Source organism: Microbacterium sp. M (assembly GCF_045181065.1).
Taxonomy (GTDB): domain Bacteria; phylum Actinomycetota; class Actinomycetes; order Actinomycetales; family Microbacteriaceae; genus Microbacterium.
Genome location: NZ_CP173721.1, coordinates 1,077,680 through 1,099,089, shown reverse-complemented (window position 1 = coordinate 1,099,089; position 21,410 = coordinate 1,077,680). Strand labels below are relative to the sequence as shown.

General features: G+C 68.2%; 23 protein-coding genes and 1 tRNA gene. 15 read left to right on the top strand and 9 right to left on the bottom strand.

The window, feature by feature from the left end:
* Positions 1-58: 58 nt before the first annotated feature.
* Positions 59-658 carry a short chain dehydrogenase gene (locus tag ACI7YT_RS05170; protein WP_406249396.1) on the top strand — a complete coding sequence of 200 codons (600 nt, stop codon included), beginning with the start codon at positions 59-61 and terminating at the stop codon, positions 656-658.
* 48 nt (positions 659-706) lie between these two features.
* Here ACI7YT_RS05170 and ACI7YT_RS05165 read toward each other — a convergent pair.
* The 4 genes from ACI7YT_RS05165 to galU form a co-directional block, all read right to left on the bottom strand.
* A tRNA-Ala gene (locus ACI7YT_RS05165) sits at positions 707-779 on the bottom strand.
* 51 nt (positions 780-830) lie between these two features.
* The gene (locus ACI7YT_RS05160; RefSeq protein WP_406249395.1) at positions 831-1,682 is read right to left on the bottom strand and encodes a hypothetical protein; all 852 of its coding nucleotides are present in this window, start codon (positions 1,680-1,682) and stop codon (positions 831-833) included.
* 75 nt (positions 1,683-1,757) lie between these two features.
* Positions 1,758-2,387, bottom strand: a complete 630-nt coding sequence (locus tag ACI7YT_RS05155) for a GNAT family N-acetyltransferase (RefSeq protein ID WP_406249394.1) — start codon at positions 2,385-2,387, stop codon at positions 1,758-1,760.
* A 20-nt stretch (positions 2,388-2,407) separates the two neighbouring features.
* Positions 2,408-3,295: a UTP--glucose-1-phosphate uridylyltransferase GalU gene (gene galU / locus ACI7YT_RS05150; protein ID WP_406249393.1), complete on the bottom strand. Its 888-nt coding sequence runs from the start codon at positions 3,293-3,295 to the stop codon at positions 2,408-2,410.
* A 60-nt stretch (positions 3,296-3,355) separates the two neighbouring features.
* On the opposite strand from galU, the gene ACI7YT_RS05145 reads away from it, so the two are divergent.
* From ACI7YT_RS05145 to mscL, 3 genes are read left to right on the top strand one after another with little or no spacing between them, the layout of a single operon-like run.
* A complete protein-coding gene (locus tag ACI7YT_RS05145; RefSeq protein ID WP_406249392.1) occupies positions 3,356-3,952 on the top strand; it encodes a 5-formyltetrahydrofolate cyclo-ligase in 597 nt (198 codons plus the stop codon).
* A 15-nt stretch (positions 3,953-3,967) separates the two neighbouring features.
* A complete protein-coding gene (locus ACI7YT_RS05140) occupies positions 3,968-4,240 on the top strand; it encodes an FmdB family zinc ribbon protein (protein ID WP_406249391.1) in 273 nt (90 codons plus the stop codon).
* A gap of 27 nt (positions 4,241-4,267) precedes the next feature.
* Entirely contained in the window at positions 4,268-4,660 is a 393-nt protein-coding gene (mscL, locus tag ACI7YT_RS05135) for a large conductance mechanosensitive channel protein MscL (protein WP_406249390.1), read from the top strand.
* A gap of 95 nt (positions 4,661-4,755) precedes the next feature.
* Here the strand turns inward: mscL and ACI7YT_RS05130 are convergent, their stop codons facing one another.
* Together ACI7YT_RS05130 and ACI7YT_RS05125 are read right to left on the bottom strand one after the other, a co-directional pair.
* The gene (locus ACI7YT_RS05130; RefSeq protein WP_406249389.1) at positions 4,756-4,941 is read right to left on the bottom strand and encodes a hypothetical protein; all 186 of its coding nucleotides are present in this window, start codon (positions 4,939-4,941) and stop codon (positions 4,756-4,758) included.
* On the bottom strand, positions 4,934-8,644 hold the full coding sequence (locus tag ACI7YT_RS05125) for an AAA family ATPase (protein WP_406249388.1): 3,711 nt from the start codon (positions 8,642-8,644) through the stop codon (positions 4,934-4,936). The genes ACI7YT_RS05130 and ACI7YT_RS05125 overlap by 8 nt, the downstream gene beginning before the upstream one ends.
* Before the next feature lie 191 nt (positions 8,645-8,835).
* Between ACI7YT_RS05125 and ACI7YT_RS05120 the strand changes: the two genes are divergently transcribed.
* Positions 8,836-9,369 carry a methylated-DNA--[protein]-cysteine S-methyltransferase gene (locus ACI7YT_RS05120; RefSeq protein ID WP_406249387.1) on the top strand — a complete coding sequence of 178 codons (534 nt, stop codon included), beginning with the start codon at positions 8,836-8,838 and terminating at the stop codon, positions 9,367-9,369.
* 73 nt (positions 9,370-9,442) lie between these two features.
* Here ACI7YT_RS05120 and ACI7YT_RS05115 read toward each other — a convergent pair whose 3' ends face one another.
* Positions 9,443-11,077, bottom strand: a complete 1,635-nt coding sequence (locus ACI7YT_RS05115; protein WP_406249386.1) for a cation acetate symporter — start codon at positions 11,075-11,077, stop codon at positions 9,443-9,445.
* Entirely contained in the window at positions 11,074-11,421 is a 348-nt protein-coding gene (locus ACI7YT_RS05110) for a DUF485 domain-containing protein (RefSeq protein WP_406249385.1), read from the bottom strand. The genes ACI7YT_RS05115 and ACI7YT_RS05110 overlap by 4 nt, the downstream gene beginning before the upstream one ends.
* 104 nt (positions 11,422-11,525) lie before the next feature.
* On the opposite strand from ACI7YT_RS05110, the gene ACI7YT_RS05105 reads away from it, so the two are divergent.
* Together ACI7YT_RS05105 and ACI7YT_RS05100 are read left to right on the top strand one after the other, a co-directional pair.
* On the top strand, positions 11,526-12,377 hold the full coding sequence (locus ACI7YT_RS05105; RefSeq protein ID WP_406250495.1) for a LuxR C-terminal-related transcriptional regulator: 852 nt from the start codon (positions 11,526-11,528) through the stop codon (positions 12,375-12,377).
* A gap of 49 nt (positions 12,378-12,426) precedes the next feature.
* Positions 12,427-12,774, top strand: a complete 348-nt coding sequence (locus ACI7YT_RS05100) for an Lsr2 family protein (protein ID WP_406249384.1) — start codon at positions 12,427-12,429, stop codon at positions 12,772-12,774.
* A 56-nt stretch (positions 12,775-12,830) separates the two neighbouring features.
* On the opposite strand, the gene ACI7YT_RS05095 is transcribed toward ACI7YT_RS05100, so the two are convergent.
* A complete protein-coding gene (locus ACI7YT_RS05095; RefSeq protein WP_406249383.1) occupies positions 12,831-13,451 on the bottom strand; it encodes a MarR family winged helix-turn-helix transcriptional regulator in 621 nt (206 codons plus the stop codon).
* Between the two features lie 104 nt (positions 13,452-13,555).
* Here ACI7YT_RS05095 and idi point away from each other — a divergent pair, with 104 nt between their 5' ends.
* Genes idi through ACI7YT_RS05055 form a run of 8 tightly spaced genes read left to right on the top strand, consistent with a single transcriptional unit; the run spans position 13,556 to position 21,405 of the window.
* Complete coding sequence (gene idi, locus ACI7YT_RS05090) at positions 13,556-14,077, top strand: isopentenyl-diphosphate Delta-isomerase (RefSeq protein WP_406249382.1); 522 nt, start codon at positions 13,556-13,558, stop codon at positions 14,075-14,077.
* Positions 14,078-14,079: 2 nt separating this feature from the next.
* Positions 14,080-15,162: a polyprenyl synthetase family protein gene (locus tag ACI7YT_RS05085; RefSeq protein WP_406249381.1), complete on the top strand. Its 1,083-nt coding sequence runs from the start codon at positions 14,080-14,082 to the stop codon at positions 15,160-15,162.
* Between the two features lie 20 nt (positions 15,163-15,182).
* Complete coding sequence (locus ACI7YT_RS05080; protein WP_406249380.1) at positions 15,183-16,073, top strand: phytoene/squalene synthase family protein; 891 nt, start codon at positions 15,183-15,185, stop codon at positions 16,071-16,073.
* Entirely contained in the window at positions 16,070-17,665 is a 1,596-nt protein-coding gene (gene crtI / locus ACI7YT_RS05075; protein ID WP_406249379.1) for a phytoene desaturase family protein, read from the top strand. Before ACI7YT_RS05080 ends, crtI begins: the two co-directional genes overlap by 4 nt.
* Complete coding sequence (locus ACI7YT_RS05070; RefSeq protein ID WP_406249378.1) at positions 17,665-17,997, top strand: lycopene cyclase domain-containing protein; 333 nt, start codon at positions 17,665-17,667, stop codon at positions 17,995-17,997. The genes crtI and ACI7YT_RS05070 overlap by 1 nt, the downstream gene beginning before the upstream one ends.
* Positions 17,994-18,323, top strand: coding sequence for a lycopene cyclase domain-containing protein (locus tag ACI7YT_RS05065; RefSeq protein WP_406249377.1), 330 nt, complete (start codon positions 17,994-17,996; stop codon positions 18,321-18,323). The genes ACI7YT_RS05070 and ACI7YT_RS05065 overlap by 4 nt, the downstream gene beginning before the upstream one ends.
* Positions 18,320-19,180 carry a prenyltransferase gene (locus ACI7YT_RS05060; RefSeq protein ID WP_406249376.1) on the top strand — a complete coding sequence of 287 codons (861 nt, stop codon included), beginning with the start codon at positions 18,320-18,322 and terminating at the stop codon, positions 19,178-19,180. The genes ACI7YT_RS05065 and ACI7YT_RS05060 overlap by 4 nt, the downstream gene beginning before the upstream one ends.
* Before the next feature lie 44 nt (positions 19,181-19,224).
* Entirely contained in the window at positions 19,225-21,405 is a 2,181-nt protein-coding gene (locus ACI7YT_RS05055) for an MMPL family transporter (RefSeq protein ID WP_406249375.1), read from the top strand.
* Positions 21,406-21,410 lie beyond the last annotated feature (5 nt).

The following is a 21,410-nucleotide window of genomic DNA, read 5'->3' as shown; positions in this document are numbered from 1 at the left end:
AGAAGTGCCGCATGACCCGTTCCGATGAGAGGCTGGACGAAAACGCAAGGAGCAGCTCGTGCCTCAGAAAATCCTCGTCATCGGCGCCTCCGGCCTCATCGGTTCGGCGGTCGCAGACGCTCTCGAAGCCCGTGGACACCGGGTGATCCGCGCGTCGCGCAGCACCGGAGAGCACGTCGACATCCGTGACGCCGATTCGATCGCGGCTCTTCTCCAGCGCGTCGGCCCGATGGATGCCGTGGTCAGCGCCGTCGGATCGGTGCCGTTCAAGCCGGTGAGCGAGCTGACGCTGGAGGACTTCCGTGCAGGCTTCGACGACAAGACGCTCGGCCAGATCTCGGTGGCGACGATCGCCGCCTCGCACCTGCGCGACGGCGGATCCGTCACGGTCACCACCGGCATCCTCGACGGGCGGCCCGTCCCGACCGGCGCCGCGGCCTCCGTCGCGAACGGCGCGCTCAACGCCTACGTCCGCGCTGCGGCACCCTACCTGCCGCGCGGCCTGCGCATCAATGCCATCAGCCCCAACGTGCTGCTCGAAGCACCGGGCTACCACGCCAGCTTCCCCGGGTTCACGCCGGTCGCCGCCGCGGACGTCGCCAGAGCGTACGTCGACGTGATCGAGGGCGACGAGACGGGCACTGTCATCTCGGTATGAGAATGACGAAGCCCCTCCGAGTCTGCACTCGGAGGGGCTTCGGTTCGGTGGACCTAAGGGGATTCGAACCCCTGACCTCCTCGATGCGAACGAGGCGCGCTACCAACTGCGCCATAGGCCCGTGAACCTCCGTTAGATTATCACGATCTTCAGGGTCCGATTCTCCACCGACTCAGCCGGCGGCCCGACGCGCGAGCAGCTGGCGGACGTGATCCTCGATCTCGGCGTCATCCACGAAGCCCATGCGGGAGTAGGGAGAATCCACTGCGGCCGGCGCTTCGCGCGGCGCGAGCCGCACCGGTTCCTCCGGCGCCATGGTCGCTGCACGCTCGCGCAGTTCGGCAAGACGCGCTGCGCGACGCAGCTCTTCCTTCGCCTCGATCTCGGCTCGCGCGACCTGCGCACGGGATCCGGCCAGCGACGTCAGCGGCTCGGGCAGCGGCCGCGGCGTCCAGGATGCGGTGCCCTGATCATGCAGCGGCGGCGAGACGCGAGGAGCCGCCGCCTCCACGACGACGGCCGGTCGTCGCGCAGCGCGGGAGGAGACGCGCGCCATCCGCTGCAGCACGATGATCGCCGCCACAGCGATCACTCCGCCGATCCAGGCCAGCCCCTGCGCACCGGCCGTCAGGATCTGCCACACGCCGACTCCGGCGACGGCGAGTCCGACGAGCAGTACGGCGAGGGCTGCCACACGCACCCGTCGGCGTGCACGCGCCTGCTGCAGGGCAGGATCCGCCTGCGCCACGGCGAGTTCCTCGCGCAGGCGCACGAGTTCGGCCGCTTCCTTCTCGGACTGCACGCGCTTGGCGAGCTTCTGCTGAGCGAGCGCGGTGCGGGCGTTGAGCTCGAGACGGACTTCATCCGGCGTCTCGCTGGTCTCGGCCAGGATCCGCAGCGCCTGGTTCAGACGTACGGCGTTCCGCTCGGAGGCGTTGTACTGGTAGCGCCCGCGCCAGCTCGGCAGCAGATACAGCATCCACAGGAGCACGGCGACGAGGACGATCACGCCCCCACTCAGCACCGGCCCATCCATACGCTCAACGGTAAGGGCACCGGCACCCGCCGCCGCGGACGACGAGCGCGTGTCGCCCGCGAATCAGATCGACAGTCGATCGGCCGGTGGGATCGCCGCGGCATCCTGTGGCACCTGACCGTCGACCCAGCGTGCGAGCACGCCGCGCGGGACGTCTTCTCTGGTCAGCGCGAACGCGTAGTGGTCGCGCCAGTCTCCATCGATGTGGATGTACTTGCGACGCAGCCCTTCGTACCGGAATCCGAGCTTCTGCACGACGCGCAGGCTCGCGGCGTTCTCGGGACGGATGCAGATCTCCATGCGGTGCAGCCCGTACTCCACGAAGCTCGCGTCGGTCGCCAGCGCGACCGCGGTCGGGGTGATGCCGCGCCCCGCGAAGCGCTCGCTGACCCAGTAGCCGATCGTCGCCGAGCAGAGCGATCCGCGGGAGATCCCCCAGATGTTGAGCTGCCCGGCGATCTCGCCGTCGTACAGCATGACGAAGGGATAGCCGGCGCCGTCACGGTACTGCTGCAGGAGGCGACGGATGCCGACGCGCATGTCGAACGACGCGGTACCGTTCGGGATCGTCGCCTCCCAGCGCTGCAGCCAGGATCGGTTGCTCAGCAGTTCCTGCTGCAGGGCGCGCGCGTCACGGGTACGGACGAGCCGAAGCTCCACCTTGCCGTGCCGGTGCCCCGCCAGCAGTTCCATCGCACGCCTCGCTTCGCGGCCTAGAGGCGCTCTGCGAACTCCTTCAGCCACGGCCGCAGGTCGGCGCCCAGGTCGTCGCGGTCGGTCGCGAGCTGCACGATCGCCTTGATGTAGTCGACGCGGTCGCCGGTGTCGTAGCGACGCCCGCGGAAGATCACGCCGACGACGCCGGGGCCGCCGTCCCGCGTGGCCAGCTCCTGCAGCGCGTCGGTCAGTTGGATCTCGTTGCCCTTGCCCGGCTCGGTGTGTTCGAGGACCTCGAAGATGCTTGCCGGCAGGACGTAGCGTCCGATGATCGCGAGGTTCGACGGGGCGTCCTCCTGCGCGGGCTTCTCGACGAGGTCGGTGACGCGCACGACGTCGTCACGATCGGTCGTCTCGACTGCTGCCGCACCGTACATGTGGATGCTCGCGGGGTCGACCTCCATCAGCGCGATGACCGCGGCGCCGGTGGCCTCGTGGACCTCGAGCATCGTGGTCAGCAACGCGTCGCGCTCGTCGATCAGGTCGTCGCCGAGCAGCACGGCGAAGGAGCTCTCGCCGACGTGCGTCTTGGCACGCAGCACCGCGTGGCCGAGGCCCTTGGGCTCGCCCTGGCGGACGAAGTGGATGTCGGCGAGATCGCTGGACTGGACGACGCGGGCGAGACGCCCCGTGTCGCCCTTCTCCATCAGCTTGACCTCGAGCTCGGGGACGGAGTCGAAGTGGTTCGAGATGGCGTTCTTGTTGCGCCCGATGATCACCAGGATGTCATCGATACCGGCGGCTGCCGCCTCTTCCACCACGTACTGGATCGCGGGCTTGTCAACGACGGGCAGCATCTCTTTGGGCATCGCCTTGGTCGCCGGGAGGAACCGTGTCCCCAGTCCGGCGGCCGGAATGACGGCCTTGATCTTGTGTTTCGCCATTGGGCCAGCTTAGCGGGCGGCCCTGACAGCTCTTGGAAGCGGCCGTCTAGACTCGGAAACATGTCGAACGACATCGAGCACGCCAAGCGCGCCCTGCGCGCAGAGCTCCGCGAGCGACGGCAGCTCCTCTCCGACGCGCAGCGGGACGCCGCGGCATCCGCCATCGCCGACCGTCTCGACGAACTCGTGGCGGCGCACGGCGCGCTCTCGATCTCGTGCTTCCTGTCCACGACGACGGAACCGGGCACACGCGAGTTCGTCGCGAGAGCAGTGCAGCGCGGCATCCGGGTGCTCCTGCCCGTGACACGGGCCGACGGCCTGCTCGACTGGGCGGTGGCGGACGACTCCGCCGAGGTGTCGGAAGGGCTCTTCGGCCTTCCGGAGCCGACCGGCGAAGTGCTCGGTCCCATCGCCGTCAACGACGTGGACCTCATGATCATCCCCGCGGCGGCCGTCGACGAGACCGGAATGCGGCTCGGCTGGGGTCGCGGCTACTTCGACAAGACCATCGGCTCCATGGAGAAATGCCCGCCTGTCTACGCGGTGATCTATGATTCCGAGGTACTCGAATCCCTTCCGAGGGAGGTGCACGATCAGCCCGTCACGGGCGTCGTGACCCCCACCCGGACACTCACGCTGTCGCCATCGCGACGCTGATTCAAGGAAACAGCAATGCCCACCTATGCCTACGCCTGCACGCAGTGCGGCCACCAGTTCGACGCCGTCCAGAGCTTCTCGGACGCCACACTCACGATCTGCCCGGAGTGCGGTGGGTCCCTGCGCAAGCAGTACGGATCGATCGGCGTCACCTTCAACGGCTCCGGCTTCTACCGCACCGACTCCCGCAGCGGAAGTGGTGCAAAATCCGAATCGTCGGCATCATCGAAGTCGGAATCGTCGACGAGCGCCAAACCGGCTCCCGCGGCGGCTCCGGCCTCGAGCTGAGGCCCGAACCGAAAAGGGGGGATCTTCGTGATCCAGGGATTCAAGGAGTTCATTCTCCGCGGCAACGTGATCGATCTCGCGGTCGCGGTGGTCATCGGCGCAGCGTTCACCGCCATCGTGAACGTCCTCGTCGAGCAGCTGATCAATCCGCTGCTCGGTCTGCTGTTCAACGCCGAGAGCCTGAACACGGCGCTCGTGCTCACGGTCGGCGAGGCGAAGTTCGGCTTCGGCGCCATCCTCGCTGCGATCATCAACTTCCTCGCCGTCGCCGCCATCGTGTACTTCGTGTTCGTGTTCCCGATGAACAAGTTCAAGGAGCGTGCCGAAGCGAAGAAGGGCACGCCGGAAGAAGAGCCTGCAGCGGCGACGGAAACGGAGCTGCTCACCGAGATCCGCGACCTTCTCGCCACCCGCGCCTGACACGTTTCCGAGAGGGCAGTTCGGCACGGTTGATCGCGCGCGGTCTTCCCGTGCTGAACTGCCCTCTCGGTGCAAGTCGAGCGAAACAAGCGCGCTCAGTAGTGCGGCGGGACGTCCTGCCGCAGGCGCGCGTCGTTCGGGCCCTGGTTCTTCGCCGGAGCGGACGCCGCGGAATCCTTCGTCGCCACGTCCGGGGACGGATCCGTATCCGGTGCGGGCGTCAGGCGCGCGCGGCGGGATCCGGCGACCCGCTCGACGCGCTGACGGGGTTCGTCAGACATCGCCCCGCTCGATCGGCTGGGTGTCCTGGTCGACGCGCTGCGTCTCGGCCGAGATGCCGAGCACCTCGGCGATACGGTTCGCGGCGGTCGCAGGATCGCTGTAGAGGTCGAACGCGTGCACGCGGACGTAGTGCCAGCCCAATCGGCGCAGCACGTTCGGGCGCAGACGCAGGGACTCGCGTAGCGACTCCCCTCGCGACTCGGGGTCCGATTCGATGACGACCGCACGGCCGTTGTGCTGCGCGACGAGCGGCAGCAGGCCCCGATAGTCGACATCGACGGATGCCCCGGCACGGCGCAGCTCGCGTGCGAGCGCCAGGGTGAGCGGGTCGGCGAGGTCCTCGAGTCGGGCCTCGCGCGAGCGCGCGGCGAGACCGCCGAGGATCGACATCAGCGTGGCGGCGCCGTGCTCCAGGCGCCCGTCGTCGAAGGCCGATGGACGGATGGAGGACACCAGCACCATCGAACGACGGGCCCGCGTCATGCCGACGGTCAGCAGGCGCTCGCCATCCGCTGTGGACAGGTCGCCGAAGTCGCTCAGCACGCGTCCGTGCTTGGTGAGTCCGTATCCGAGCGAGAAGATCACCCGATCGCGGCTCTCGGCGACGGACTCCTCGAGCGTGAGCACCGCGAAAGGCTCGGCGGTGTCCCGCGAGACGAAAGCGGTCACATCGCTGCGGCCGGCGAACGCGTTCGTCACGGCGGCGCGCACGCGCTCGGCGTGCCTGGTGCTCGCGGTGACCACCATGAGCGATTCGGTCGGTCGATGCACCGCATGCTCGACGACGAGGGTCACGACGCGAGACACCTCGGCATCCGGGCTCTCGACGGCACCGGAGACGGGATCCGGCGTTCCGACGCCGCCCTCGACGTAGTCGACCGTGAGACTGCCGCGGCCGAGGTACGACCCGGCCCAGGGCAGCGATTCGATCTCGCCGCCGTAGAACGCGTCGTTGATGAGCTCGGCGAGGTCCTCTCCCCCGGCGCGGTAGCTCTTGGTCAGCGTCGCCACCGGGAGCAGCTCGGCGAGGCGCTCGAACACCGAGACCGAGTCGAACGCGACCTCCGGCTCCCAGTCCTCTTCGCCCGCCACTGCGACGCGGAAGGGCGTCGGCTTCTGCGTGACCGGATCTCCGAAGGCGACCACCTGACGAGCACGTCGGATCGCAGGCGCTGCTTCGGCGAGGTTGATCGCCGCGGCATCCACCAGCAGCACCGTGTCGAACTCGACGCTGTCGGGGATCTCGGGCACCTGATACGGCGACGAGATCCACGCCGGAGCGAGGACGGACATCAAGGTCGGCGCTGCGCCGATGATCTCGGCGGTCGTCGGAACGCCCTGAGTGAGCGCTCGACGCAGATTCTGCGACTCGGTCGGCTCATCGACGATCGCGATCTTCCACTGGTTGGCCAGCTGCCATGCCAGCAGGGGTCCGGCCATCGCGGCATGCGCTTCGTCCACCAGCCGGAAGTCGCGCTCGAGGCGGTCGACGACTGCGGTGTTGGCACCGAGCAGCGCGCGGTCGTCCTGCAGCGCGCGCTCGAGCAGCGACTGCCACCAGGCGAACTCGAGCTCGTCGGCCACGCGGCTCTCGGAGACGTGGCGCACCGACAGCTCCGCCAGCAGCGGCGCGAGCCCGAGCTTCGCGAGATCGCCGCGGATCGTGGCGCGCTCGACGAGGTTCTCGAACACGTCGGACTTCGCCGCGAGCCCGGCGAGCGTACGGACCAGGCGGGCGAGCGGCAGTGTGGCCAGCGGCTCACGACGCCCGAGCGCGGCATCCAGTTCGGCGAGCTCGGCCTCCACACGCTGCCATGAGCCGTAGACGTCCGAGAGTCCCAGCGGGATCTCGGGTGCGACACCGGCTTCGACGAAACGCTGCCACTCGGTGCGCTGCTGCTGGATGCGCAGCAGCGCCTCGTGCATGTCGAGGATGTGCACACCGGGGCGCACGTACTCCTTGGCGAGCTTCTTCAGACGACGCCGATTCGCGCCGGACATGCCAGGGGCATCGCGCCGCGATCCGTGCGCCTGGATCAGTTCGCCCAGCGGACGTTCGAAGACGGTCGGGCTGAAGCGGTCGAGAGAATCGCGCATCCCCTGCAGCAGACGCAGATACTCACCCAGTTCGTCGATCGTCGCGAACGGGCGCATCCGGGTCTGCGCGATGAGTTCGTAGCCGCGCTCGAGCAGCGCCGGGACGCTGGTCGAGTGCAGTCGGTCGGCGAGGTCGTGCGCCGCACGCGCCGCCTCGGTGGTCTCGAACGTCACGCCGTACCAGGGCGAGTCGTCGGGCCCGAAGCGGAATTCGCCGAGCCGCGCCGCCTGCACGAGCTTCGCGGCAGCAGCGCTGCGGTCGCCGGCCAGTTTGGCGAGGGTCTCGGTACCGAGACGGGCGGTGGTGGACGGCGGATGCTCGAGAGACGCCAGACGCGTCAGATGCCGCGTCGCGTCGAGCACGGACGCCCCCGTACCCGCGACCGGGTTGGTCAGCGCATGCCGATAGTCGCGCAGCACCGTGCGCAGCCGCACCAGGGCGTCATCCACCTCACCGGCCTTCGGCGCCGTGGCCTTCTCGTTGCGCCCGATCGCGTGCACGAGATCGCGGCGGATCGAAGCGGGGCTGATCGCGAGACTGTCCAGCCCGATGCCGTTCAGGCGATGCCGGACGCCATCCAGGGTGGATCGACGAGCCGAGACGACCAGCACGCGCTTCCCGGCGCGGATCAACTCACCGAGCGCATTGATCACCGTCTGCGTCCCGCCGGTCCCCGGCAGGGTCGCGATCGCCATGGACTGTCCCGCCGCGATACGAGCGAGCACGGCTTCCTGCTCGGAGTCGGCATCCAGCAGGAGGTTGTCGGATGCCGGGGCGCGATCGTCCGGACCCGTCACGTTCGGCACAGGCCGCTCGGCCGCGAACCGCTCGCGATCGTCCACGTGGCCGGCCAGCGCGTTGAGCACAGGGTGATCGAGATCGCGGCTGTCGGCCGCCATCGCCGACGCCACGTCGGCGAACACCGAGACGACGAGTCGCGGCTGCACCGAGAACGTGTCGATCGAACGGGTGAGACCCCGCAGGCTGTCGATCACCGGCTGCGGTTTGAAGATGCCGCCGTCGTAGGCGAGCGCCGCCAGCGCATCGGCATCGATGGTGATCCCGAAGTGCTCGCGGGCGATGCGCACGAGCTGCGGGTTGACCGAGAACGATCCCTGCAGCTTGAGCTCGAAGTCGGAGTGATGCCGGCGGATCGCGAGCGGACGCAGCAGCACGGGGGCGGAGAACTGCACGCCGCCGATCCGCCAGCCGGAGAGACCGACGGCCAGGTGGACTGCTTCGATCCCGCGGACGGTGCGCAGCTCGGTGTGCTTCGCCGTGATCCGCTCGGCGGCCAGTCGCGCCGTGCGCAGCCCCACCTCGTCGCGGAAGAGATTGGACAGCAGCGTGGAGCGGCCGGTGATGAACTGCGGCAGGCTCCCCGGATGCGCCTTGGATATGTCGATGCCGCCCTCGACGCCGTCGTGATAGCGCACCAGCGGCGATGGTCCGCCGAGGTCGGCGGCCTCCGCCTTCAGACGGGCGCGCTCCGCTTCGGCGGCATGCGGAAGGTCGACGCCGGTCGACGACTCGCCCAGTGCGCCGAGCGTCACTGCGGCCGTCGTCTCCGCGTCATCCGCAGACTTGTCCGTTCGTCGCCACACATATCACAGACTAGGCCGCGCGCGGCAGGAGATCCTGTATGCCAGGCGGGTTTGCGCAGGATTGGTCCTCCGAGGGCCGCGATCGGATGCCGCGACCACTCGCCCTGCACAGCCGGGCGCCTCTTCCGGGTTCTCCCCCGATCGCGGATTCTCCGTGTCCGTCCGCCGGCGAGGACGGGGAGGATGGAGCCATGAACTTCCGCTACGACTTCGTTCCGACTCCGCTGGGCGACGCCTTCGTCGTGCTCTCCGACGATGGCGTCGTGAGCTTCGACCTCTCCGAGGGGCAGGACCCGACCGTCCCCTGGTTGCTGGAGGGCGTCGCCCGGCGGCTGCGCGCCGTGCCCGATCCCGACCCCGGCGCCGCCGACGAGCTCGCCCATCTGGTGGCCCAGTACTTCGACGGCGCGCCGATCCGATTCAACGAGCACGTGCGGCTCGACTGGCGTCTTATCGAGGGGTTCCACCGCGACGCGCTTCAGACGATCTGCGAGATCCCGTGGGGCCAGACGCTCGGGTACGGCGAGGTCGCCATGCTCGCCGGGAGTCCCGGAGCGGCACGCGCCGTGGGAACCGCCTGCCGGCTCACGCCGTTCTCGATCATCGTGCCCGTGCATCGCGTGGTGCGCGCAGACGGTTCGATCGGCCAGTACGGCGCGCACCCCGAGCACAAGCGATACCTGATCGATCTCGAGGCGACAGCCGCGGCATCCACCACCGCGTGACGAGGACCCCGGCCGGTAGGCAGCCGGTGTCCTCGTCCACTCCTGCGCTCAGCGCATCAGCTCGTGGGCCGCCTCAGTGCTCGACCGCCTTCTCCGCTCCGAACCCGGTGAGCGAACGCACATCCATCTCGGCCGCGAGTGCGCGGGATTCGACGGTCCGCGAGGTGACCGTGCCGAGCCAGCCGAGCAGGAACCCGAGCGGGATCGAGACGATCCCCGGATTGTTCAGCGGCCAGATCGCGATGTCGATCGACGGGATCATCGCCGTCTCCGACCCCGAGAACACCGGCGACAGCACGATCAGCAGGATCGCCGAGCCGAGTCCTCCGTACATGCTCCACACCGCACCGCGCGTGTTGAAACGGCGCCAGAACAGCGAGTACAGGATGGTCGGAAGGTTCGCCGACGCCGCGACGGCGAACGCCAGGGCGACGAGGAAGGCGATGTTCTGCCCCTGCGCACCGATGCCGCCCAGGATCGCCAGGATGCCGATCACGACGACCGTGCGACGCGCCACCTTCACCTCGGCGTCCGGGTCGGCGTCCACAGGGGTGCCGTCCGCCTTCTTGCGCCCCTTCTGGATGACGTTCGCGTAGATGTCGTGCGCGAACGACGCAGCCGCCGTGATGGTGAGCCCGGCGACCACCGCGAGGATGGTGGCGAACGCGACCGCAGAGATGAAACCGAGCAGCAGCGGACCGCCGAGGCGCTCGGCCAGAAGCGGCGCCGCCGAGTTCACGCCACCGGGTGCGGCGGCGATGACCTCTGGCCCGACGAGGGCGCCGGCGCCGTACCCGAGCACGAGGGTCAGCAGGTAGAACCCGCCGATGAGCCAGATGGCCCAGACGACCGAACGGCGCGCCTCCTTCGCGGTGGGCACCGTGTAGAACCGCATCAGCACGTGCGGGAGACCGGCGGTGCCGAGCACGAGCGCCATGCCGAGGGAGAGGAAGTCCCAAGGGTTGGCACCGTACTGAAGCCCGGGCGCGAGAATCGCGTCACCCTGAGGCGACGCCTCGACGGCCGACTCCAGCAAGGTGTTGAGGCTGAAGCCGTTGAGCGCGAGCACCCAGATCGCCATCGCCAGAGCGCCGGCGATGAGCAGGACGGCCTTGACGATCTGCACCCAGGTCGTGCCCTTCATGCCGCCGATGAGCACGTACACGATCATCAGTGCACCGACGACGGCGATCACGAGCGACTGCCCGATCTTGGCGTCGATGCCCAGCAGAAGCGAGACGAGGCCGCCGGCTCCCGCCATCTGCGCCAGCAGATAGAAGAAGCACACGGCGAGCGTCGTGATCGCCGCCGCCATACGTACCGGACGCTGCTTCAAGCGGAACGAGAGCACGTCCGCCATGGTGAACTTTCCTGTGTTGCGCATCAGCTCCGCGACGAGCAGAAGAGCGACGAGCCAGGCGACCAGGAATCCGATCGAATAGAGGAATCCGTCGTACCCGTTGACGGCGATGGCACCGCAGATTCCGAGGAAGGATGCCGCGGACAGATAGTCGCCGGCGATGGCGAAGCCGTTCTGGGGGCCGGTGAACGATCTTCCTGCCGCGTAGTAGTCCGCCGCGGTCTTGTTGTTGCGACTCGCACGGATCACGATGAACAGGGTCACCGCGACGAAAGCGGCGAAGATCGAGATGTTCAGAATGGGATTGTTCTCGGCCGTCGGCGCGGTCTCGAAGGGGATCAGATTCACGACTGGGCCTGCACCTTCTCGAGTTCGTCACGGATCTCGGCGGCGACCGGATCGAGCCGACGATTCGCGAATGACACGTACGCCATGGTGATCGCGAACGTGGACACGAATTGTCCGAGCCCGAACAGCAGACCGATCGTGATATCGCCCCAGACGCGCTGCCCCATGAATTCGGGAGCGAAAGCGGCCAGCAGGACGTAGACGAAATACCAGATCAGAAAGAGCGCGGCCAACGGGAAGATGAAAGAGCGCTGCGTGCGTTTGAGCCCTTGGAACTTCGGCGATTCCTCGACGGCGATGTAGTCGATGGGTCCGGCCGATTCACCTGGGATTCGGTCAGTCATGAGGCCTCCTTGCCACATGTCAGGGCCCACGCGGAGGCATCCGCGCGAGTGGTAGGGTCGACGCTACGAAACGGGGCGCAGGGCCGTCACCCCCGAAAGTAGGTATCTCCGCAGTGTCCACTGAGACCGACGCCGAACTCATCGCCCAGGCTGTGCGCGAGCTGGCCAGACGCACGCGCTTCCCGGTCGCCTTCGGCGGCCTGATCGAGGACGGCGAGGTCTCCGTCACCAGCATCGTCGGCAATCGCACGCACGCGCTCGAAGGACTGCGTGTGCGGCCGGAGCGCGGTCTGGGCGGTCGCGCCCTGACGGAGCAGCGTCCGCGGATGACCAGCGACTACCGCACCTCGCAGCAGATCACGCACGACTACGACGGCTTCGTGCTCGGCGAAGGGCTGCGCACCCTGCTCGCGATCCCGATCGTCGTCAGCGGCCGGTCACGGGGCGTCCTGTACGCCGGCGCATGGGAGCAGTCTCCGGTCGGCGGGGTCACGACGGCTCCGGCCATGAGCGTTGCGGATGCCGTGAGCACCGAGCTGCGCATCCGCGACGAGGTCGGTCGCCGCTTGCAGTCGATGACGCCCACCCTTGGCTTCTCCCCCTCGCACCGCGAAGAGCTGCGCGAGAGCTTCGCCGAGCTGCGCAGCATTTCGGCATCCGTGACAGACGAAGATCTGCGCGCGCGGCTGAGCGATCTCGAAAGGCGACTGCTCGTCATCGCGGGCGATGCCGTTCCCACGACGACGGGGCCGATCCCCCGCGTCCATCTGTCACCGCGCGAGACGGATGTGCTCGCCTGCGCGGCGCTCGGCGCGACGAATGCCGAGATCGGAGCCCAGCTCGGCTTGCGCGAAGGGACGGTCAAGGCATACCTGGGCACAGCGATGTCGAAGCTGGACGCGTCTACTCGGCATGCCGCGGTTGCCCGCGCGAGACGCATGGGCCTTCTGCCCTGAGTTCCCCAATTCCTTGTCATGCGCATTTCCTGAAGAATAGGATGGGGAAATGGCCCGACGAATTGTGCATCAACTGGTTGACGACATCGATGGAACGCTTCTCGAGGTGGGCGAGGGCGAGACGGTACATTTCTCACTCAACGGCATCTCCTACGAGATCGATCTGACGACCGACAATGCGCAGGAATTGCGCTCCGTTCTCGAACCGTACATCGCGGCAGGACGTCGCTCTTCCGTGGCGGGCGCCGCGCGATCGAGTGCGACGCGAAAGCGCGCCGGTTCGCGCAACCCGGAGACATCGTCGATCCGGGAATGGGCGAATGCGAACGGCCACAAGGTATCGGAGCGCGGTCGCATTCCGGAGACAGTGCTCGAGGCCTACCGCGCCGCGCACTGAACTTCTCAACGGCAGGAGCGCTCCGGCGCTCCTGCCGTTCGCGTTGCGAGGGTCGCTTACGGCGTAGACGCCGAATGAGCTCCATCCTTCGCCCATGGCTCGTCGCGCAGGGTGATCTCGTCGGTCATATCGACCAGGAATCGAGTCACGACTTCTCGCTCTGCCGGAGTGAGACGCGCCGCCGCATTGAATCTCTTCGCCTGCTGCCGGCCGACCGTCTCCATCGCCGCCCGGTGCGTCTCGGGAGAGATCGTGATCGCCAGCGCGCGCCGATCCGTGGGATGCGCCGACCGCACGATGTGCCCGCCGCGTTCGAGCCGATCGAGCAGTTTGGTCGTCGATGCGCTGGAGATCGACAGGTGCTGAGCGATTCCACCGGGGGTAGCGATGACGCCGCGATGCGTGCAGACGATGAGATAGTGCAGCGCACGCATATCCGTCTCGTTCAGCTGCATGAAGCGACGGGATGCCTCGGAGAGCCTCTGCTCGGCTTCGCGCAGCCCGCCGAGCGCCTTCATGATGCCGGTGATCTGGCGCACGTCCTCGTCCGCCATGCCTGAGCGGTCGACGAGCGTCTGCCGCGGATCCGACGAATCGACGTCGTAGATCGCGCCGCTGTCCAGGCCATCGCGTGTCGCGGACGGAGGGTCGGCGGACGGCACGGCCGGTTCGTTCACGCGATCATCCATGGACACCTCGCTACTTTACTCCTGGCATTTCTTCATGCTAGCTTTATTTCTCGCCCGGCTAGCAATATACACGTCTAGAGGAAGAAGGCCGCATGGAGCTCGTGACCCTCGTCGACGAAGCAGGCGCCGCGATCGGCACCGCCCCCAAGCACGACGTGCACACGGCGTCGACGCCGCTGCACCTCGCGTTCTCCTGCTACGTGATCGATCGTGATGGCCGGTTGCTCGTCACTCGCCGAGCACTGATGAAGCGCACGTGGCCCGGCGTCTGGACCAACAGCTTCTGCGGTCATCCGCGCCCCGGGGAGGACATGATCGAGGCGGTCGTCCGACGGGGCACAGAGGAGATCGGGGCCCGCCCCCGCGACGTGACCATCGCGCTCCCGGACTTCCGCTACCGCGCCGTCGACGCCAGCGGGATCGTCGAGCATGAGATCTGTCCCGTCCACGTGGCACGGATCGATGGTGACGTCGTTCCGGACCCCTCGGAGGTCATGGAGTTCGCCTGGGTGCTGCCCGACCGCCTCGCCTCAGCGATCGAGGACGCGCCTTTCGCATTCAGCCCATGGCTGCGCGAGCAGTTGCCGCTCCTGCTCGACGAGGGGAAGATCTGAGAATGACCACCACCCTCATCAGGGAGGACCTGCACGCCCAGATCGAATCGCGCGTGCAGCGGGTCTTCGACGATCACGTCACGCGTTCAGCCGCCTACGGCACGGAGTACACCGCGCTCTGGCGTGCCGCGGCCGAGAGCGTGCGGGGAGGGAAGCTGCTCCGCCCACGGCTCCTCATCGAGATGCATGCCGCGCTGCTCGGCGATCCAGGTGCACCCGCAACGCTCTGCGCCGATGCGATCGTCGAGATCGCCGCAGCGGTCGAGATCCTGCACTATGCCTTCCTCCTGCACGACGACGTCATCGACGGCGATGTGCATCGGCGCGGCCGTCCGAATCTCATCGGCCTGCTGCGCGATGCCCGACCCGACCTCGACGCGAAGGCTGCCCAGCATTGGGGCACCACCGGCGCGATCCTCATGGGCGATCTGCTGCTCTCGACCGTGCATCAGATGTTCGCGCGGGTGGATTCGGACCGGACCACGCGAAACCGGCTGCTCGATCTGTTGGATCACACGATCACGGAGACCGTCGCGGGCGAGTATGCGGACGTCGCGCTGAGCGATCACGCGATCACGCCGGATCTGCAGACGATCCTGACGATGACAGCGCAGAAGACCGCGACCTACACGTTCGAGTTCCCCCTCCGCGTAGCCGCTGTGGTCGCCGGTCTGCCCGCGGAGACAGAAGCCGCCCTCGCCGTGGTCGGACAGCATCTGGGAGTCGCCTTCCAGCTCCAGGATGATGCGCTGTCCGTGTTCGGAGACGCTGCGGAGCACGGGAAGGAGGCGTATTCCGACCTCCGCGAAGGGAAGGAGACCGCGCTGATCGCATACGCACGCCTGACCGGAGCCTGGAACTCGATCCAACCGCGGTTCGGCGATCCCGACCTCACACCGCAGGACGGCGCGGCGATCAGGGACCACCTGCGGCGGTGCGGCGCGGAATCGTACGTCCGCCATCTCATCGAAGAGCGCATCGCGGCGGCGCGGTCAGCCATCGCGGACGAAGCGGCTCCCCTGCCCGCCGCCGCACGGGAGACGCTCCTGACGCTGGCCGATCGCATCGAGGGACGTCTGTCGTGAACGCCCCGAAGCCCCCGGACATGACCCCGTCGCTCACGCGGTTCACGCGCACGGCCGAGAGCGCTTCGACGGATGTGATCCGCGCCTATTCGACCTCCTTCGGGCTCGCCACGCGCCTGCTCGGCCGGCGCCACCGTCAGCACATCCGCAATGTCTACGCCATGGTGCGCATCGCCGATGAGATCGTCGACGGCGTCGCCGGCGAGGCCGGTCTGGACGCGAACGCCCAGCGCGCCGCGCTGGACGCCTACGCCGACGAGACGCATCGCGCCATGCGGACCGGATACAGCAGCAACGTCGTGGTGCACGCCTTCGCGCGCACCGCGAACAGATGCGGCATCGATGCCGATCTGACGGAGCCGTTCTTCGCATCGATGCGCGCCGACACCCCTGTCGGCGCGGGCGACGACGATGCGGTGCACATCTACGACGCCGCGGCGCACGCCCGGTACGTCTACGGCTCGGCCGAGGTCGTCGGACTCATGTGCCTCCGGGTCTTCCTGCAGGATGCCCGTCCTTCCGAGGAGGATCGGAGCCGACTGGAATCCGGTGCGCGCCAACTCGGCGCCGCGTTCCAGAACGTGAACTTCCTCCGCGACCTCGGCGACGACACCGATCGACTCCAGCGCGGCTACCTCAGCGCCGAGCGCCTGACCGATGCGGGCCGGGACGAATGGGTCCGCATCGTGCGGACGCAGCTGGACGACGCACGCGCAGCGATCCCGCTCCTGCCCCGCGATGCGCGCGCCGCCGTCCGCAGCGCGCTGTCCCTGTTCGACGCCCTCGCCGACAGAGTGGGACGCACTCCCGCTTCGGACCTGTACGAACGCCGCGTCAGGGTGCCCGATCCCGTCAAGCTCCTGCTCACCGCGCGCGCCGTCCTCATGACCTGGCTGGAGCCGCGGCGGTGAGCCGGGCGATCGTCATCGGCGGCGGGATCGCCGGTCTCGCCACGGCCGGGTTGCTCGCTCGCGAGGGATATCGGGTCACCGTGCTGGAACGCAACGATCGGACCGGCGGCCGCGCGGGAACGCTCGACCGGGAGGGGTTCCGTTTCGACACCGGCCCGTCCTGGTACCTCATGCCCGGTGTCTTCGACCACTTCTTCGAGCTGATGGGGACGACGACCGCGGAGCAGCTGAATCTGGTCCGGCTGGACCCGGGATACCGGGTGTTCGCCGAGCCCACCCCGGGCGGCAGAGCATCCGCCATCACGGTGCCCGCGGGCGCCGAGCGCGTCCGCGCGCTCTTCGAGGAGCTGGAACCGGGCTCCGGTGCTCAGCTCGACGACTACCTGTCATCCGCCTCCGACGCCAACGACATGGCGGTGCGACGCTTCCTGTACAACCCGTTCACGCGCCTGTCCGAGCTGGCCGTGCCGGATGTCCTGCGCCGCCTGCCGCGGCTGGCGATGCTTCTCACGCGCCGACTCGATGCCTTCGCAGCCCGGCGATTCCGGCATCCGGTGATCCGTCAGATCCTCGGCTACCCGGCGGTCTTCCTCGGAACGGATCCTCGGCACGCACCGGCCATGTACCACCTGATGAGCACGCTCGACCTCGACGAGGGCGTGCAGTACCCGCGGGGCGGGTTCTGGGGGGTCTCCGAACGCATCCGCGCACTGGCGGAAGAAGCCGGCGCTGACGTCGTGCTGGATGCCGAGGTGACCGCGATCCTCACCGAGCCGTCCTCCGGGAAAGAACGCGCGTACGGCGTGCGCTGGCGGGACCCGTCCGGTGTCGATCACCTCGAACTCGCCGATGTCGTGGTGTCCGGTGCCGACCTGCACCACACGGAGACCGCGCTGCTGCCCGAGCGCCTCCAGACGTATCCCGCGCGCTGGTGGCGCCGCCGGACGAGTGGTCCGGGGGCGGTGATCGTCATGCTCGGCGTTCGCGGTGCGCTTCCCGAGCTCCCGCACCATTCCCTGTTCTTCGCCCGGGATTGGGACACGAACTTCGACGCGATCTTCGGCGCCTCGCCACGCATCCCCGATCCGGCGTCGCTGTACGTCTGCAAGCCTTCGGCGACCGATCCCGACGTCGCGCCGGACGGGCACGAGAACCTCTTCGTGCTGATCCCCGTACCCGCCGACGTGGAGATCGGGTCCGGCGGACCGGATGGGACGGGGTCAGCGCTCGTCGAGCGCGCCGCGGATGCTGCGATCGACGTGATCTCGCAGTGGGCGGAGGTCGATGATCTTCGCGATCGCATCGTGGTGCGCGAGACGCTCGGTCCGGCGGACTTCGCCCGCGACTACCACTCCTGGCGAGGGGGGATGCTGGGACCTGCGCACCTCCTGTCGCAGAGTGCGATGTTCCGAGCGCAGAACGCCTCGCGCACGGTCGACGGCCTCTACTACGCCGGCGCGACGACCGCGCCGGGCGTCGGAGTGCCGATGTGCCTGATCAGCGCCGAACTCGTGCTGAAGCGGATACGCGGCGATCACAGCACGGGGCCCACCTCGCCGCGGGCCGCCGCCGTCGCCCGGAAGACGAGCTGATGGGCGCCGTGTATCTCCTCGCGCTGCTGGCGAGCCTCGGGTGCATGCTCCTGATCGACCGCCGGTTCCACCTGTTCTTCTGGCGCGATGCCCGTTCAGCGCTCGCCGTCACGCTCATCGGCCTGGCTTTCTTCCTCCTCTGGGACGCCGCAGGAATCTCGCTGGGCATCTTCCTCCGCGGCGGGAGTCCGCTCGCCACCGGCATCCTGCTCGCACCGGAGCTGCCGATCGAGGAGCCGGTGTTCCTCGTGTTCCTCGTGGTGTGCACGATGATCCTCTACACCGGGGCGGCTCGTGTCCTCGCGCATCGACGACGTCAGGACGCGTCGTGACGTACTCGGTGCTCGCCCTCGTCTTCCTGGGGCTGGCCGTGGTCGGCGCCGTGACGGCGACGTTCGCGGCCCGGCGCCGACCGGATCTCCGCGCGGTCGGGATCGCTCTGGCCGCCCTCCTGCTACTGACGGCGGTGTTCGACACGATCATGATCGGTGTCGGCTTCTTCACCTACGCCGATGCGCATCTGCTCGGGGCACGGATCGGGCTCGCGCCGATCGAGGACTTCGCCTATCCGCTCGCCGGCGTGCTCCTGCTTCCGGCGATCTGGACGCTGCTGCGCACCCGGCGGTCCCGAGCGGCCGAGAGGAAGGTCGCGCCATGAGCACGATCCGCACGCTCCTGCTGGCATCCCGTCCGATCAGCTGGATCAACACCGCGTTCCCGTTCGCCGCGGCGTACCTGTTGACCACCCGCGAGATCGATCTCGTGTTCGTCGTCGGCGTGCTGTACTTCCTCGTCCCGTACAACCTCGCCATGTACGGCATCAACGACGTGTTCGACTACGCATCCGATCTGGCGAACCCTCGCAAGGGGGGAATCGAGGGAGCCCTGCTGCCGCCGAGGCTGCATCGCGCGACCCTGTGGACGGCGGCCGCGACCAACGTGCCGTTCCTCGTCTTCCTCTTTGCAATGGGGAACGCGGCGTCGGCGGCCTGGCTCCTCGTGAGCGTCTTCGCCGTGATCGCCTATTCCGCGCCTCCGATGCGCTTCAAGGAGCGGCCGGTGCTCGACTCGATCACCTCGAGCACCCATTTCGTCAGCCCCGCGCTCGTCGGGCTCGCGATCGGCGGCGCCGCCGTGTCGCTCGAACTCGTGCTCCTCATGCTCGCCTTCTTCCTGTGGGGCATGGCCGCTCACGCGTTCGGCGCCGTCCAGGACATCCTCCCCGACCGGCAGGCGGGGGTCGGTTCGATCGCCACGGCACTCGGCGCCCGGTTCACGGTTCGACTGTCGATCGTGCTGTGGGCGGTCGCCGGCGTGGTCGTGCTGCCGACGGGCTGGCCGGCCGCGTGGTCCGCCGTGCTCGTGATCCCCTACATCGTCAACGCGGCACCGTGGTGGAACGTGACGGATGACACCGCGGCATCCACGAACCGCGCGTGGCGCCGGTTCATCGCACTGAACTACGCGGCCGGGTTCCTCGCCACCCTGATCCTCATCCTCGCCTGGCTGGGCTGACGCCACCCGACGTCCCCCATCGACGACTCCTCCGAAAGGCTCTCATGTCCCGCTCCACCGATCCCGCACCGGCGACCCGCGCCCGGATCCGCAAGCACTCCTGGGCGCGCGTTCTCGTTCCCGTCGCGCTGATCCTGATCTGGCTCGTCGGAGCATCGTTGGGCGGCCCGCTCTTCGGCAAGGTCGACGAGGTGTCGTCCAACGACCAGACCAGTTACCTGCCGGAGAGCGCGGACGCCACGACCGTGCAGGAGCTCCTGGGCGAGTTCAACGACACCGATGCGATCCCGGCCATCGCCGTCTTCGTCGGCGATGCGGAGCTCTCGGACGCGGACGTCGAGCAGATCTCGGATGCCGTGGCGGATGCGCCCGGTATCGACGGCGTCGGCGATGATGTGTCCCCCGCCCTGGTCTCCGAGGACGGGCTCGCCGCTCAGGCGTTCATCCCCGTGCTCAGCGACGCGGACCTCGGGGATACGGTGGCCGAGCTCGAGACGAACCTCCAGGACGCCGCACCACCAGGTGTCACCGTCTACATCACCGGACCCGCCGGCTTCAGCGCGGACCTCGTCGCGGGGTTCGCCGGGATCGACGGACTCCTCCTCGGCGTCGCACTGCTCGCCGTCCTCGTCATCCTCGTGCTGGTCTATCGCTCCTTCCTGCTGCCTGTCGTCGTGCTCGCCACGAGCCTTTTCGCGCTGTGCGTCGCACTGCTCGTGGTGTGGTGGCTCGCGAAGGCCGAGATCCTGCTCCTGAGCGGCCAGACCCAGGGCATCCTGTTCATCCTCGTGATCGGTGCCGCCACGGACTACGCGCTGCTTTTCGTGGCGAGATTCCGCGAGGAACTGCGCTCGACCAAGGACACCGGAGCTGCGGTCCTGCTGGCCTGGAAGGGGTCCTTCGAACCGATCCTCGCCTCCGGCGGAACCGTGATCGCCGGACTGCTGTGCCTCCTGTTGAGCGACCTGAAATCGAACAGCACACTGGGACCCGTCGCCTCGATCGGCATCGTGTTCGCGATGCTCTCGGCGCTCACGCTGCTGCCGTCGCTGCTGCTGCTGTTCGGGCGCGCGGCATTCTGGCCGCGTCGCCCCGTGTTCGAGCCGGACATCGTGGCAGCCGAGAACGGCATGCCCCGCACGGGTCTGTGGGTGCGGCTCGCCGGCCTCATCAGCCGTCGGCCGCGCGCCATCTGGATCGTCACGACGCTCGTCCTGCTCGTCGGCGCGCTCGGCGTGACCCAGCTGAACGCCTCCGGCGTCCCCCAGTCAGACCTCGTGCTCGGCTCCTCCCAGGCGCGCGAGGGCCAGCAGGTGCTCGGCGAGCACTTCCCGGGCGGATCAGGCAGCCCGGCCTATGTCGTCGTCGCCGAGGATTCCCTGCAGGATGCCGCAGACGTCCTGCTCGCTGACGACGGCGTCGAATCCGTGACCGTGACGTCGGCGGACTCTCCGAGCGGTTCGGCGCCGGTCACCGAGGGCGGCATCCAGGCCGTCGGCGCGCCGGGCAGCCCGATCCCGGAGGCGACGACCGTGGACGGCGACGTCCTGCTGCAGGCGACGCTGTCGGATGCCGCGGATTCGGATGCCGCGGCATCCACCGTCCGAGAACTGCGCACGGAGCTCGAGGACCTGGACGCGCTGGTGGGGGGAGTGACAGCGACGGCGATCGACACGAACGATGCGTCGATCCATGACCGCAATCTCATCATCCCTGTGATCCTCGTGGTGATCATGCTGATCCTCATGCTTCTGCTGCGCTCGATCCTCGCTCCGGTGCTGCTGATCCTCACCACGGTGCTGTCGTTCGGCACGGCCATGGGGGTCTCGGCGCTGGTGTTCAACGGGATCTTCGACTTCCCCGGTGCCGATCCCGCGGTACCGCTGTACGGGTTCGTCTTCCTCGTCGCGCTCGGCATCGACTACAACATCTTCCTCATGACCCGCGTACGGGAGGAGTCGCAGAAGCACGGCACGCGCGACGGCATCCTGCGCGGTCTCGCGATCACCGGCGGGGTGATCACGTCCGCCGGGCTGGTTCTGGCCGCCACGTTCGCCGCACTGTCGGTGATCCCGATCCTGTTCCTCGTGCAGCTGGCGTTCATCGTGGCGTTCGGCGTCCTGCTGGACACGTTCGTCGTCCGATCGCTCCTCGTCCCGGCGCTCGCCTACGACATCGGTCGCACGATCTGGTGGCCGTCGCGGCTCGGGCGCGGTGAGCGCTGACCGGA